This is a genomic window from Streptomyces griseus, from assembly GCF_900460065.1.
GTDB classification, from domain to species: Bacteria; Actinomycetota; Actinomycetes; order Streptomycetales; family Streptomycetaceae; genus Streptomyces; species Streptomyces griseus.
The window spans coordinates 13,539-25,724 of record NZ_UAVD01000013.1; the positions used below are offsets into that span (position 1 = coordinate 13,539).

The window sequence follows — 12,186 nt, forward strand, 5'->3', positions numbered from 1 at the left end:
TCGCACGAGGAAGCCCGTGTTGGACCGTCTCGGCCGGGCGTCGCCGGTCGATGACGGTCATCTTCTGCTGAGATCGCCCGCCTGACTCAGCTCCGTACGGCCGCGCGCCACGCTCGAACGCTTGGGCAGGCGAGCGGAAGCGTTCCTGCGTTGAACCTTCTCCGCCGCGCGGGTGACGGCAACTCACGGCGCCCGAGCAGGTCCGCGCAAGAACGGCCTGCTCCCCGGCCAGCATCGCCTCGACGCGGCTGCCCACCAGAACAGCTGACGGACTCCCTTGAAGACGCAACACACCTGTTCGGCGGCTGATCCCTCGACTTGCGGCGTGGTTCCGTTCCCATTAGTGCATGCCGACCACACTGCCTCTCTCACGGAATGCGCCGTGACATCCGTCGTTCCGCGGTCCATGCCGCGCTGGCTGTCTGTACAGCCGCGGCCGTGACAGGCGCCTGCTTCACGATGGCCAGCCCGGGCGCCCGGGCCGCGGACGGTGATGTGGCCAACAGCGTCCTGGCCGACCTCACCATCTCCAACGTGCCCGCAGCCGGGCTGGACGCCTTCAACGGCACCTTCGGCACCGCCGGTTCCCCACCGAACGGCGGGCCCGACAACGGCGACCTCTCCGACCCGTCCGGAGTGCTGGACTACCCGACCGTACGCGGCCAGGCGGTGGCCAGGACGAGCGCCGAACCGGAGAAGAACTGGGCCCAGGCACAGGCATCCGGCTTCACCCTGTCGCTGAACGACAGGGACTTCCTCAGGTCGGTCCGGGAAGCACAGGCGGAGCCCTGAAGCGGGGTGCGTGAGGGCTGTCCCGCAATTCTCAGTGGATCAAGCGTGTGGTGCCCAGACGCGGTGCATCGCAAGGCGAAGGTGCATCCGCATGCTAAATGCACGGGGACGCTCCGACAACGTGCCGAGGCCGTCGGGCACCCGGCGGAAAATACGGGCCAGCCCTTAGCTTGTGGCCTTGAACATCAGTCAGCCCCGTGAGTAAGAGGTCGCGCAGATAGGCGGCGTGGGGAGTCCCTGGCGACGAGGCGGGCACAGGTCCTGGTGATCACGGAGTGGGCGCTCTGCGATCACCAGGACCTCCACACGCGCTGCCGTCATGCTCAGGCCTGAGCCCAGGTGGTGGATGAGGAAGAGTGCCGAGGCGGCGGCTTCCTCGACGATGCCGAAGTGGCCGGGAGGAGCGGTCGATCCGGGGCGGCGGCGATCGCACGACCTTTTGGCAGAGCCGCACGCGCGAGGTCGCCGAGGTCAGTGGTGTGGTCGGCGTAGCCCTGCGACGAGGAGTTCGGCCATGCGGCGTGCGTCGTAGCGGGGATCGCTCTCCGCGCCGATGCAGAGGTTTCCGACGCCGCGCATGAGCTGGTACGCGTCGGTGTCGGGGCGGATCTCACCAGCAACGGCTGCGGCTTCGAGCATTTCGGTGCAGACAGGCAGGAGGCGGTCGAGGAAGTAGGCGTGCAGCGCCTCGAACCCGGTGTTGTCGGCCTGCAGCACGGCAGCGAGTCCGTGTTTGGTGACCAGGAAATCGACGAAGAGGTTGATCCACTGCCCTAGTGCGGAGTGCGGGGACGGGCTAGTCGCCAGCAGGGCCGGACCGGCATCGGCGCAGGCGTCGACCTGGTGCCGATAGACACCGATGATGAGGTCCGCTCGCGTCGGGAAGTGGCGGTAGATCGTGCCCAGCCCGACGCCGGCCTTGGCCGCGATGTCGCGTACCGGCGCGTCTACGCCTGACGTGACGAAGACCGCGGCGGCCGCATCGAGCAGGGTCTTCTGGTTGCGCCGGGCGTCCTTCCGCCTGGACGGGGCTGCCTGTCCTGCGCCCTCGTCGCTGTCGTTCACCGCACTGCTCCTTCCGCTCGCCACTTGCAAAAGCGGAACCGCGTTCCGTATCGTTTCGGAACGGGGTTCCGTTTTGCTCATGATGCCAGAGCAGGGGCCCGGCAACCAAGCCATGCCATGCCATGCCATGCACCACGCTTCACCCGCAATAAGGAGACACGGTCATGCAGCACCGCACTTTGGGCCGCACCGGTGTGCAGGTCAGCACCCTCGCGCTCGGCGCGATGAACTTCGGAAAGATCGGGCGCACCACCCAGGACGAGGTCACCGCCATCGTCGACGCCGCCTTGGATGCGGGGATCAACCTGATCGACACTGCCGACGTGTACAGCGGCGGCGAGTCGGAGGAGATGGTGGGCAAGGCGATCGCGGGCCGCCGCGACGACATCGTGCTGGCCACGAAGGCGACCATGCCGATGGGTGACGAGCGCAACCGTCGGGGCGGCTCGCGCCGCTGGCTGGTCACCGCGCTGGAGGACAGCCTGCGTCGGCTCGGCGTCGACCACGTCGACCTCTACCAAATCCACCGGTGGGACCCGGACACCAGCGATGAGGAGACCCTGTCAGCGTTGTCAGACCTGCAGCGCGCGGGAAAAATCCGCTACTTCGGCTCCTCGACCTTTCCCGCCTACCGCATCGTGCAAGCCCAGTGGGCCGCCCGGGAGCACCACTTGAGCCGTTACGTCACCGAACAGCCCAGCTACTCGATCCTGCAGCGCGGCATCGAGACCCATGTGCTGCCCGTGACCGAACAGTACGGGCTCGGCGTCCTGGTATGGAGCCCACTGGCCTCGGGCTGGCTGTCGGGCGCGATCCGCGAGGACAGGGAGATCACCACCAGCCGCTCAACGTTCATGCCGCAACGCTTCGACACCACCATCCCCTCCAACCGGGCCAGGCTCGACGCCGTCGAACGGCTGGCCGGAGTCGCCGACGAGGCCGGCCTGACGATGATCCAGCTCGCGCTCGGCTTCGTGACCGCGCACCCCGGCGTGACCAGCGCGCTCGTCGGCCCCCGCACGCTGGACCACCTGCACTCGCAGCTCGCCGCCGCAGAGACCAAGCTCTCCGCCGACGTACTCGACGCGATCGACGCCATCGTCACCCCCGGTGCCGACCTCGCCGCACACGAGAAGAACGACACCCCGCCCTCGCTACTCCATCCGTCCCTGCGGCGCCGCTGATCTTCCCAGCGACAGCATCCACATCCTCTTATGCGACGTCCCAAAGCTGCAGCAGTGGATGGCGGTAGCAAATTCCGCTTCATGGGCGGCTTATAGGTCTTCCGTCACCTGGCGGACTATCAGTAAAGGGGTGGGGCACACACCTATCTCGTTGAGCAGTTGAACTCTGCTCTCCGGCGTCCCGGCATGTTCTCGCAGCGTGACGCCGCGCTGCAGATGCTGGTGGATCACCTGCTGTTCGTGGAACGCCAGCCCGAGGTATGGGCTGAAGATCGGCGTTCCTGGGCAAGCCGAGGGGCCGGGAGCAGCACCGGTTTGGGCGGCATGTTCGAGGAGTTGATGCCGGGAGGCTACGACCAGAACTGCGTCGCCTCGGTCTACGCCGAGTTCGCGCACCGCCGCGGCTGGCTCCGGCCCGATCGCCTTCTGCCGGCTGACGAGCATCACGCGCTGCGGGCGAGAGTGCACCCGTGGGCGCAGACGGACCGCTCGTGGGCAGACGTCCTCTCCGAGTTCGGCCCCCCGTCCATCCTGTGCGGAGGGACCAGCCCCCTTTACAGCAAAACGCTGGGCTACCTGGGAGAGGACCCCGAGGAGCCTATGGTCTTCTTCCATCTCTGGAATGGCAGCACAACTGCAGCCGAGTCCGCACGGCACGAGCTCGACGAACCGGTTCTGCTTGCTGTCCGCTTCGCAGACACACCCTTTGATGAAGCCTTCACCTTCTCCCCCGAGGGGAAACGACGGCGCCCCAAGCCAGGCTTGCTTTCCGGCTGAGTACCGGAGAGGTTGCGCAACACCAGCAGGGCGGGCCCTTGCACTACTGGTGTTGCGCAACTCGTCCACCGCTCACGGCGCGATCGGCCGCAAGAAGGCCCGACCAGCCAGTATCGCGCCTGCCATGTCGAGCAACGCACCCGCAGAGGTTAAAACTCAAGCTCAGAACCCGTTCTCAAGCCCAGCCAGTGACGGTCCCTGCCTTCTGTGACATTGAGTGATGTCGGCGTACGCCTGAACGTCCCCAGCTGAGTACGGATGAACGTGCCCCCGGCGCCCACCGGAATCCCGCGTACCTTGCTGTGACGGCTCGTGCTACCGGAAGATCCCCACGAGGCCGTCCCCACCGTTGGCACACTCGAAGGTGCCCGCGCAGCATGGCTCCCAGCCGTCGGGGGCACCGAGCAGGACCAGTTGTGACCAGCGCTCGCCGGCTGCTGACGGCGGCCTAAGAAGCCGTAGCCCCAGCGGCTCCACCGTCACATCTGAGGACGACTGTGCGGACGGGCGAGTGGGTGCCGGCAGCACGGATACGACGTCCTGGGCTGAGTGCCCGAACAGATCGACACCGTCCCACACCACCGGAGTCGTGGACACGCCCCCGGGGCGATGGAGGTCTATGCCGATACGGGCAAGGCGGTCCGGGCGACCGGGTCCGCCGCCCGCGACGGTCAGCACAAGGTCATCGAAGGTGGCGATGGTGGTCCACACGGGATCAAAAAGCATGCCGGAGAGCCACGCGTCATGGGCGTGACGGAGCTCTGTGTAGTCGGCGCGTGTCAGTGACATGCACTGCATTCCCTGGTGGACCCTGGTTGCTGCCGTCAGCAGTACGCGGACCTCATCGGGGGCCGCGCCGAACCTGAGCGTCCCGGCCCCGCCCGGGAGGACTACGCCGATCCCCGGTAGATACTCCAGCATGACCCCATTGTTCACCCTCCCTGCGGCGGGTCGGACCTCACGACTTAGCGGATCGCGTTCACGATCTCCCGTCTCGGGTGTTTCTCCGGACGGCCACCCGACCATGGTGTCGCAGGCCGGGAGGGGTGACAGCGGTTCGATCAGCGCCCATTCGGTGTCGGTGGTGTCGGTGGGATTGCGGCGCCGGCGCATGACGACAGCAGCCTCCAGACATGAGCGCGGGGGCCGGACGGCGAAGCCGTCCGGCCCCCGCCGGGTGGGTTGGGTCGGGCTGAGGCGATGAGGTCGAGGGTGGATTCGATGGAGTTGAGCTGGGCGACGATGTGCCGGATCCGCTTGTCGTTCGGGTGGGCGGCGGCGTGTGGGGAGACGGTGCCGGTGATGAACCTGCGGAACTGGGTCAGCTTCTCGGACACGACCTGCCGTGCGTAGGCTTCGAGCGCGGCCGGCTCCGTGCCGAGCTGGTAGCCGTCGGCGCGATTGCAGATCAGCGGCGGCCAGCCCTTGGACGTGGCCTCGTCCTTCAGCGCGGCCAGCCCGGACCGGACCTGGTGCGGGGACAGTGCGCTGGCGCGGGCCAGCCGGTGGAACTCCAGGCCGGCCGGCGGGGCCTCGAACAGGACGAAGCGAACAGTGTCCGCGTGCCGTCGGGCGGCGTTCCCTCTGCGCCGGGAGGCGCGGGGCACGACGACCGCCCCGCAGAATCGCCGTGTGCTCGTCGTCCATGTCGACCTTGCCGGTGTCCACCGTGGTCTCGATCCAGTCCAGCGTCGCTCGGACCTTCGCGATGTTCTGAAGGACGATGATGCCTTCGTCCTCGGACAGGGTCGGGTAGCGCAGACTCGGCTCGCCTCGTCGTGTATCAAGGCGAGCCATACGGTGTGGTCGGATCAGTGCTTGTCTTCCGTGAGGAAGTGGAGCAGTATCTGGCGGCTGGTCTGCGAGGTGAGGCTGCCGTACGCGTCGTCGAAGGCGTGCTCAGCGAAGGGAAGTTCCTTCACCTCGGTGAGGACACCCTTCTTCTTGAGCGCGTCGCCGAAGGCGGTCACGGTCTCGGGGCGGGCGCTGCGGTCGCGGTCGCCGACCACGAGCAGGGTGCGGGGCAGGCCGGCGTGGATGTCGGAGGTCGGGGACACCTCGCGGTAGCGGTCCGGGTACTGCTTCGGTGTGCCGCCGGTGTACATCTCGGCCGCTTCGCGCGTTCCGGCCACGTCGTCCTTCCACATCTGCGTGACGTCGGTGCCGGGGTAGAAGCCGATCACGGAGGCCGGGGCCTGGGGGGTGGCGCCGTCGGCGGCCTTGATGGTGCCGTTGTGGAGGCGGTAGGCGGTGTTCATGGCCAGGGTGCCGCCCGCCGACATGCCGCCGAGCGAGATCCGCGAGCTGTCGATGCCGTACGCGTCGGCGTTCTTCTGCACCCAGCTCAGCGCGGAGACGAGGTCCTGCGGGGCCTTGTCCCAGGTGGGGCGGTCGGGAGCGGCCAGGCGGTAGTCGACGGCGAAGACCGCGACGCCGTGGTCCGCGAGCCAGCGGCCGGTGCCGCGCAGGTCGCTCTTGTCGAAGGTGTGGAAGCCTCCGGCGTGGGCGAGAACGACGGCCGGGGCCTTCTGGCCCGGGGTATTCGCCGGGAGGTACGCGTCCACCTGCAGCGGCTTGCCCTCGGGGCTCGCGTACGTCTTCGTCGCGTCCGGCTTCGCGGCTGGGTAGCCGAGTTCGCTGAACGCCTCTCCGAAGGAGATGTCCGTTCCGGCGTTCTGCGCGGCCCGGAACTGGATGCCGCCGATGGCCAGCGCTCCCACGGCGCACAGTGTCGTGAGGACGGTGACTGTGCGGCCCCAGCGCACCAGACCCCCGCGCCAGGCCAGCGCGGCGAGGACAGCTGCCACAAGAGCGATCAGGGCTATGTGGAACGGGTACTGGCCGCCGAGCACCGGCCCGATCACTCCTGCTTTGGGAATGGCCGGAAAGTACGCGCCCAGGACGATGGCGAGAACCAGGAATGCGAGGAAGGAGGCCAGGACCGCGGAGATGCCACGGAGGATCCGGGTCGGCCAGCTGGCCGGTCCGGCAGGGTTTCTGGGGGTGGTCATGGCTGTGCTCCTGCGTGGGTGCGCGGGGCGGGCTCGGCCGCCGACGGAATGTGCCGTGAGCTGCGAAGTCCTCGGGGCCGGGGTGGGGCGGCGAGGACCGGCTCACACAGGAAAGGTTAGGAACGGGGCGTCCGTGCCAGCATCACGCTGCGGAGCCATTCCTGGACGTGGCTCTCGGGTAGGGGGTCCGCAGGAAGTGCCGTGAGCCGCCGTGTTCTACCGGATCACAGGTTGGTGCGGCCGGGGGTGACCAGGCCCGTCTCGTAGGCGAAGACGGCCGCTTGCGTACGGTCCCGCAGCTGGAGTTTCTGCAGGATGCGGCCCATGTGGGTCTTGACCGTCTGCTCGGCGACGACGAGCTCACCGGCGATCTCCGCGTTGGACAGCCCCTGGGCGACGAGCGCCAGCACCTCGGTCTCGCGGTGGGTGAGTTCATCGATCCGCACCTGGGTGGGACGCTTCGTCGAGGTGCTCAGCCGGGAGAACTCGGCGATGAGCCGCTTGGTGATCTCCGGGGACAGCAGAGCTTCGCCGGCGGCCACAATGCGTACGGCTTCCGCCAGTTCGACTCCGGAGGCGTTCTTGAGGAGGAAGCCACTGGCACCGGCACGCAGTGCTTCGTAGACGTACTCGTCGAGGTTGAAGGTGGTCAGGACGAGGATCTTGGTGGGCAGGTCGGTCTGCCGGGTGATTTCGCGGGTGGCGTCGATGCCGTTCAGTCCGGGCATCCGGATGTCCATGACGATCACGTCGGGGTGCAGTTCTCTGGCTTTCGCCACAGCTTCCAAGCCGTCCACGGCGGTCGTGATCACTTCGATGCCGGGCTGGGCATTGAGAAGTACCGAGAAGGCTTCACGGACCATCGCATGGTCATCGGCGATCATCACTCGGATCGTCATGCGGTCTGTTCCTTGTCTGTCCGAGCAGGCGAGAGGTTCGGAAGGGCCGGTGCGGCGGGCACCGGCAGCAGAGCCGTCACCTCGTACCCGCCGTCGGGCAGGGGTGCTGCCGTGAGCTCGCCGCCGAGCATCGCGGCACGTTCCCGCATGCCCAGAACGCCGTGTCCGGCTCCTGGTGAGAGCGGGGCGGCGTGTTGTCCGGGGCCGTTGAGGATGCGCAGGTGAAGAGCCGCGTGACGGTAGGTGAGTTCGACACGGACCGTGGCGCCGGGGGCATGGCGCAGCGTGTTGCTGAGCGCCTCCTGCACGATCCGGTAGGCCGACAGTTCCACGCCGCCGGGCAGCGGTCGGCGTGTTCCGGAGATTGCCGCTGTCACGTCGAGCCCGGCCTTGCGTACACCGGCGAGTAGGTCGTCGAGCCCTTCCAGGGTGGGCTGCGGAGCCTGCGGGGTGCTGCCGTCAGGGTGGCCCTCCGAGCGCAGCACCCCCAGGAGACGGCGCAGCTCGTCCAGGCCCTCCAGCGCGCCCGCGCGGATGTCGGTCAGCGCCGTGACCATCTCCCTCGGCGGATCCGCGACGCGGTACGGGGCGGCATCGGCCTGAATGGAGATGACGGACATGTGGTGGGCGACCACGTCGTGCAGCTCACGTGCGATGCGGGCACGTTCCTCCAGCACGGTGCGGTGCGCCCGCTCCTGGGCGAGGGCCGTTTCCTGCGCCGCGAGCCGGGAGCGGACCTCTCGCGTCCTGCGCACCCCGAGCGCGGCGCCCGCGACGATCGCGAACTCCGTCAGCGTGATCAAGAGGAAGCGCCAGGGCCACATTCCACCGCCCGCCAGCTGCAGCCCGAGCAGCGTGGCGGTACTCAGCAGCACGGTCTCGCACATCACTCGCGGCCTGTTGCGGACCGCCACCAGGAACAGCAGCCCGGCGTGCACGGCCCACGCCCATCCCTCGTACGGACCGAAGGGCGAATGGAACGCGAACACCGGCAGCATCACCAGCGACAGCCACCACGCAGGCACCGGCCACCGCAGCGCCACCACAAGCAGCCCCGCGTGAACTATCCCGACGGGTCTCACGGAGATGTCCTCCGTACCGGGCCCGGCCGCGAAGGCCGCCAACACGGTGACGGCGAGGTGCGGCAGCCATCGCAGCGGCCCCGGCCCCGTCATGGGCGGCATCGGCTGCGGGACCAGCGGGACCAGATCCCTACGCACGGCGGTCAGCGCCCCGCGCACCGACCCTCTGCCAACCTTGTCCATGTGATCAGTATCGTCCAGTCCGGGCATGAGCCAGCCGGCCAGGTCAGCGGACGTGCGTCACCGCGGCCTCCATGGACGGAACGGACCGGCAGGTCACTCAGTCGGTGGCCTCCACGGCAGCCCCGAGGGTGCGCTGCCGCGATACGGGCGAGGACAGGCCGGGGCTGTTCCTCCTCGTCACCGTCCTCGGGCGCGTCCGGGTCGTGGAGGGGGGCGCAGGCCCTGGCCGGGCCGCTGACGTTGGAAACAGGTAGCGGCCCAGGAGTTGATCCGCCGGTTCTTGAGCGGGGAGAGGCGGGCGGCGTCCAGATAGCAGGTGTTCCAGAGCACCACCGCGTTGAGGACCTGACCCACCGGCGAGCTGGTCCTCCTGGCGCTCACGGTACGCCTGGCGGATCTGTCCGCAGCCGCCGTGGCAGATCACGCGGGCGGGCCGGTGGCGGGACTCCTGCACGGTGAGCCGCCGGTTCATCGGCCGCCGGTAGGTGTCTTTCATGCAGGAGGGTGTACCGGACGGGGCGGAGTCGGGCTCCTTACGAACTCGTCAGGCACGTGCTCGAACTCGTGCGGCGCACACGGTCGTGGTGGGAGAGCTCCCTCGGAAGCGGGCTTACCCGATGCCCTCATGGGCAGGGGCGTCCACCACGAACAGCCCCGGCCAGCTCATGGCGTCCGTGGCTTTGGCCGTCTTCACGTCCAGGCGCGGCTTCACCGCGCGCGACCGTGCGGGCTTAGGCCCTGTCGTCACACTGCCGTCGCCGGCCGGATGGCGGCCCTGCGGGGTCAGGTGCGTGCTCTCGGTGTGCCGGGTGCGGGTCCTCGTACGGGACGTACTCGGGCCGGTGCCCGGTGCGGCGAGAGCGCGTGCACGGCCCCGCGGGGCAGGCGGCAGTTCGACGACAGGGCCTAGCATCGGGGACACCTAGCCCCCAGTCCCGGGGCGAGAGTCCGTGGGGCCGGGGTCAGGCGGCCCAGCCGATCGAGGAGACGTAGCTGTAGCCGTCGTAGTCCGAGCCGATCAGGTCCAGGATCTCGTCCCAGACCGCGTCCAGATCGGCCAGGTCGTCGTTCATCCACGCGTCCACAGCCCGGTCCCACACCCCTCGCACGTTGATACTGCGGGGGGCCAGGTCGCGCTGGTACTTCTGCTCCACGCCGGCCTGGTTGACCGGGTTGATCTCCACCCGGGTCCCCCTGCCGTTGTTGTTCAGCCGGTGCTTGAGGTCGGTGGCGACGTTGCGGCGGCGCAGGTCCCAGTACGCCGCGTCCAGGCGGGTCAGGTTGGCCTTGTTCGGGCTGCGCTCCTCGGCGAGCCAGGCCATCAGAGTGCGGGGGGAGACGTGGATACCGGCCCGGTCCATCGCCTCATAGCCCGCGTCCGACTTGGTGAGGTAGTTCAGGCGGGCGGAGAGACCGCGCTCGCTGTCGACCGGTGAGCTGATGCCGTGGACCATGCCCTCGATGGCGATGCCGAGGGCTTCGGCACCTGGTGCGCCGTTCGCGCCGTAGCGGCCGAAGTCCTTCCAGCGTCCGGCCATCAGCCGCCCACCTTGCCCACGAGGTACTCACCGGCGGTCTTGCCGTCGCCCTGCTTGACCTTCAGTTCGGAGACGCCACGGCCCTCGGTGAACACCTGCCGCCAGTCCCCGGTGACGTGGAGTTCGTCGGTGTGCTTGAGCGCGACGATGTCCAGTCCGGCCTGGTGGGCCTTGTAGGCACGGCCGCAGTGCAGTGCGTAGGCCTGGGAGTGGATCAGGTGCATCCAGTCGGGGCGGACCATCTCCCGGTTGTGGACCGACTCCCCCATCGTGCTCACGAACTTGCTGTACATCGCCTTGACGTACTCCAGCGTCAGCCGGTCCCCGGCCGCGATCGCCTCCGACCGGGCGGCCACCAGGAGCTTGCGCAGGGCGTCCAGGAAGTTCTCGGTCGCCCCGGACGTCCAGGACTCATGCACGGTCGGTGCCTCGGTCAGGGCCCACTTCGGGCCGGACAGGCGCAGCAGGAGGCGGAGGGTGGCGTCGGTGATCCAGAGGGCGCCGGGGGTGTCGCGGTCCCCGAGCGGGTCGGGCAGGTGGGGGTGGGCCCACTCGGCGGGGGTGATCAGGTGGACCCCGGACCGCTTGGGGCCGACGCCGTCCATGCCGGTGGAGTGCTCCAGCTTCCCGATCGGCAGCCACACCTTCAACGCGCTCAGGTAGGCGGCGTTGACGTCGAGAGCGGTGACCTTGATGTCCCGCTCGGGGGCGCGCATCGAGTAGGCGGGGTTGTTGTAGGCGGGGCGGGCCTCCCAGATCTGGTCCGGGTCTTTCTTCGACGGCTTGTGCAGAATGTCCGGCAACGCCGGATAGGCGGTGTACTCGTAGCGGGCGGTGGCCCTGGTTTCGTTGAAGAGGTGCATGACGTCGGGGATCGCCCGGCCGATCAGCGCTTTGAGCGTGGCGTCCTCGTCCCCGCCGGCACGCTCCGCCTCGTGCTCGACCGCCCCCCGGATCAGGCCCATGAGGTCGGCCTCGGCACGCTCGGCGCTCTTGGAGCGGCGCTGCGGGCGGGTCGGCACCCGGGCCGCCACCGGCGACACCACAGCCGGGGCAGGCGTGGTGGCGGGCGCGGGCACGGCCTGCGCGGGCGCGGCCGGGGCGGGGGCGGGGGCGGTGGCTTCGGGGCCCCGGGTGGGCGGTGCGGGGGTGATGGGCTGGCACAGGGCCCCGGAATGGAGCGGGCGGCCGTCAGTGGACTGGTAGGTCGTCTCGACCCCGCACCGGACGCACGGGCCCGGGTCGCCCTCGATCGCGCGGCCGTCTGGACCCCGCAGCGTCTCCAGACCGGCGAGCGCCGCAGGCACCGGGCCGGGTAGCTGCGGAGGCATCGTGGGCGTGCCGGTGTAGAGGGCTGCGATCTCCTCCGAGTTGGCGGGGGGAGCATGCGGAGCGGGGGGTGCGGGGTAGATCTCCGCGAGTCCCTTCAGGATCCGCAGGTACGGGTAGCGGGCCGGCGGGGTGGGGTCGGAGACGCCGGTCTCCCAGTTCGCGATCGTCTGCCTGCCCACGCCGACCGTGGCCGCGAAGTGCGCGCGGGAGAACCCGGCCGCCTCCCGCAGCCGCAACCGTTCCTCCGGCGGCGGCATCGCCGCGACGAGACGAGCCTCTTCCAACAGTGCTTCCACGCTGTTCGCTTCACTCATACAGCAACC

General features: G+C 69.0%; 10 protein-coding genes and 4 pseudogenes. 3 read left to right on the top strand and 11 right to left on the bottom strand.

Annotated features, from left to right (window positions below):
- Window positions 1-438: 438 nt before the first annotated feature.
- Window positions 439-792, top strand: a complete 354-nt coding sequence (locus DTB53_RS07675) for a hypothetical protein (protein ID WP_237528423.1) — start codon at window positions 439-441, stop codon at window positions 790-792.
- Window positions 793-1,263: 471 nt separating this feature from the next.
- Here DTB53_RS07675 and DTB53_RS07680 read toward each other — a convergent pair whose 3' ends face one another.
- The gene (locus tag DTB53_RS07680) at window positions 1,264-1,857 is read right to left on the bottom strand and encodes a TetR/AcrR family transcriptional regulator (RefSeq protein WP_012382393.1); all 594 of its coding nucleotides are present in this window, start codon (window positions 1,855-1,857) and stop codon (window positions 1,264-1,266) included.
- A 164-nt stretch (window positions 1,858-2,021) separates the two neighbouring features.
- Between DTB53_RS07680 and DTB53_RS07685 the strand changes: the two genes are divergently transcribed.
- Window positions 2,022-3,041, top strand: a complete 1,020-nt coding sequence (locus tag DTB53_RS07685; RefSeq protein WP_012382392.1) for an aldo/keto reductase — start codon at window positions 2,022-2,024, stop codon at window positions 3,039-3,041.
- Between the two features lie 186 nt (window positions 3,042-3,227).
- On the top strand, window positions 3,228-3,818 hold the full coding sequence (locus DTB53_RS07690; RefSeq protein ID WP_012382391.1) for a hypothetical protein: 591 nt from the start codon (window positions 3,228-3,230) through the stop codon (window positions 3,816-3,818).
- A 315-nt stretch (window positions 3,819-4,133) separates the two neighbouring features.
- On the opposite strand, the gene DTB53_RS07695 is transcribed toward DTB53_RS07690, so the two are convergent.
- From DTB53_RS07695 to DTB53_RS07740, 10 genes and pseudogenes are all read right to left on the bottom strand, one after another.
- Complete coding sequence (locus DTB53_RS07695; protein ID WP_012382390.1) at window positions 4,134-4,739, bottom strand: hypothetical protein; 606 nt, start codon at window positions 4,737-4,739, stop codon at window positions 4,134-4,136.
- A 47-nt stretch (window positions 4,740-4,786) separates the two neighbouring features.
- Window positions 4,787-4,931, bottom strand: a pseudogene (locus DTB53_RS07700) (transposase); the annotation flags it as partial.
- Between the two features lie 77 nt (window positions 4,932-5,008).
- Window positions 5,009-5,425 (bottom strand): annotated as a pseudogene (locus DTB53_RS07705) (RacP protein); the annotation flags it as partial.
- 7 nt (window positions 5,426-5,432) lie between these two features.
- Window positions 5,433-5,594, bottom strand: a pseudogene (locus tag DTB53_RS37275) (DUF6192 family protein); the annotation flags it as partial.
- A gap of 35 nt (window positions 5,595-5,629) precedes the next feature.
- Window positions 5,630-6,829: an alpha/beta hydrolase gene (locus tag DTB53_RS07715; protein WP_012382388.1), complete on the bottom strand. Its 1,200-nt coding sequence runs from the start codon at window positions 6,827-6,829 to the stop codon at window positions 5,630-5,632.
- A gap of 224 nt (window positions 6,830-7,053) precedes the next feature.
- Window positions 7,054-7,728: a response regulator gene (locus tag DTB53_RS07720; protein WP_012382387.1), complete on the bottom strand. Its 675-nt coding sequence runs from the start codon at window positions 7,726-7,728 to the stop codon at window positions 7,054-7,056.
- Complete coding sequence (locus DTB53_RS07725; RefSeq protein ID WP_042497915.1) at window positions 7,725-8,993, bottom strand: sensor histidine kinase; 1,269 nt, start codon at window positions 8,991-8,993, stop codon at window positions 7,725-7,727. Before DTB53_RS07725 ends, DTB53_RS07720 begins: the two co-directional genes overlap by 4 nt.
- Window positions 8,994-9,160: 167 nt before the next feature.
- Window positions 9,161-9,483: pseudogene (locus DTB53_RS37280) on the bottom strand (Tn3 family transposase); the annotation flags it as partial.
- A 472-nt stretch (window positions 9,484-9,955) separates the two neighbouring features.
- On the bottom strand, window positions 9,956-10,531 hold the full coding sequence (locus DTB53_RS07735; RefSeq protein ID WP_069455707.1) for a hypothetical protein: 576 nt from the start codon (window positions 10,529-10,531) through the stop codon (window positions 9,956-9,958).
- On the bottom strand, window positions 10,531-12,177 hold the full coding sequence (locus tag DTB53_RS07740) for a helix-turn-helix domain-containing protein (RefSeq protein ID WP_075025151.1): 1,647 nt from the start codon (window positions 12,175-12,177) through the stop codon (window positions 10,531-10,533). Before DTB53_RS07740 ends, DTB53_RS07735 begins: the two co-directional genes overlap by 1 nt.
- Between the last annotated feature and the right edge of the window lie 9 nt (window positions 12,178-12,186).

Excerpts from the sequence above, each read along its gene's own strand:
- DTB53_RS07740 (WP_075025151.1), bottom strand. The coding sequence starts at position 12,177 with ATGAGTGAAGCGAACAGCGTGGAAGCACTGTTGGAAGAGGCTCGTCTC.
- DTB53_RS07715 (WP_012382388.1), bottom strand. The coding sequence starts at position 6,829 with ATGACCACCCCCAGAAACCCTGCCGGACCGGCCAGCTGGCCGACCCGG.
- DTB53_RS07725 (WP_042497915.1), bottom strand. The coding sequence starts at position 8,993 with ATGGACAAGGTTGGCAGAGGGTCGGTGCGCGGGGCGCTGACCGCCGTG.
- DTB53_RS07720 (WP_012382387.1), bottom strand. The coding sequence starts at position 7,728 with ATGACGATCCGAGTGATGATCGCCGATGACCATGCGATGGTCCGTGAA.
- DTB53_RS07735 (WP_069455707.1), bottom strand. The coding sequence starts at position 10,531 with ATGGCCGGACGCTGGAAGGACTTCGGCCGCTACGGCGCGAACGGCGCA.
- DTB53_RS07685 (WP_012382392.1), top strand. The coding sequence starts at position 2,022 with ATGCAGCACCGCACTTTGGGCCGCACCGGTGTGCAGGTCAGCACCCTC.
- DTB53_RS07690 (WP_012382391.1), top strand. The coding sequence starts at position 3,228 with ATGTTCTCGCAGCGTGACGCCGCGCTGCAGATGCTGGTGGATCACCTG.
- DTB53_RS07695 (WP_012382390.1), bottom strand. The coding sequence starts at position 4,739 with ATGCTGGAGTATCTACCGGGGATCGGCGTAGTCCTCCCGGGCGGGGCC.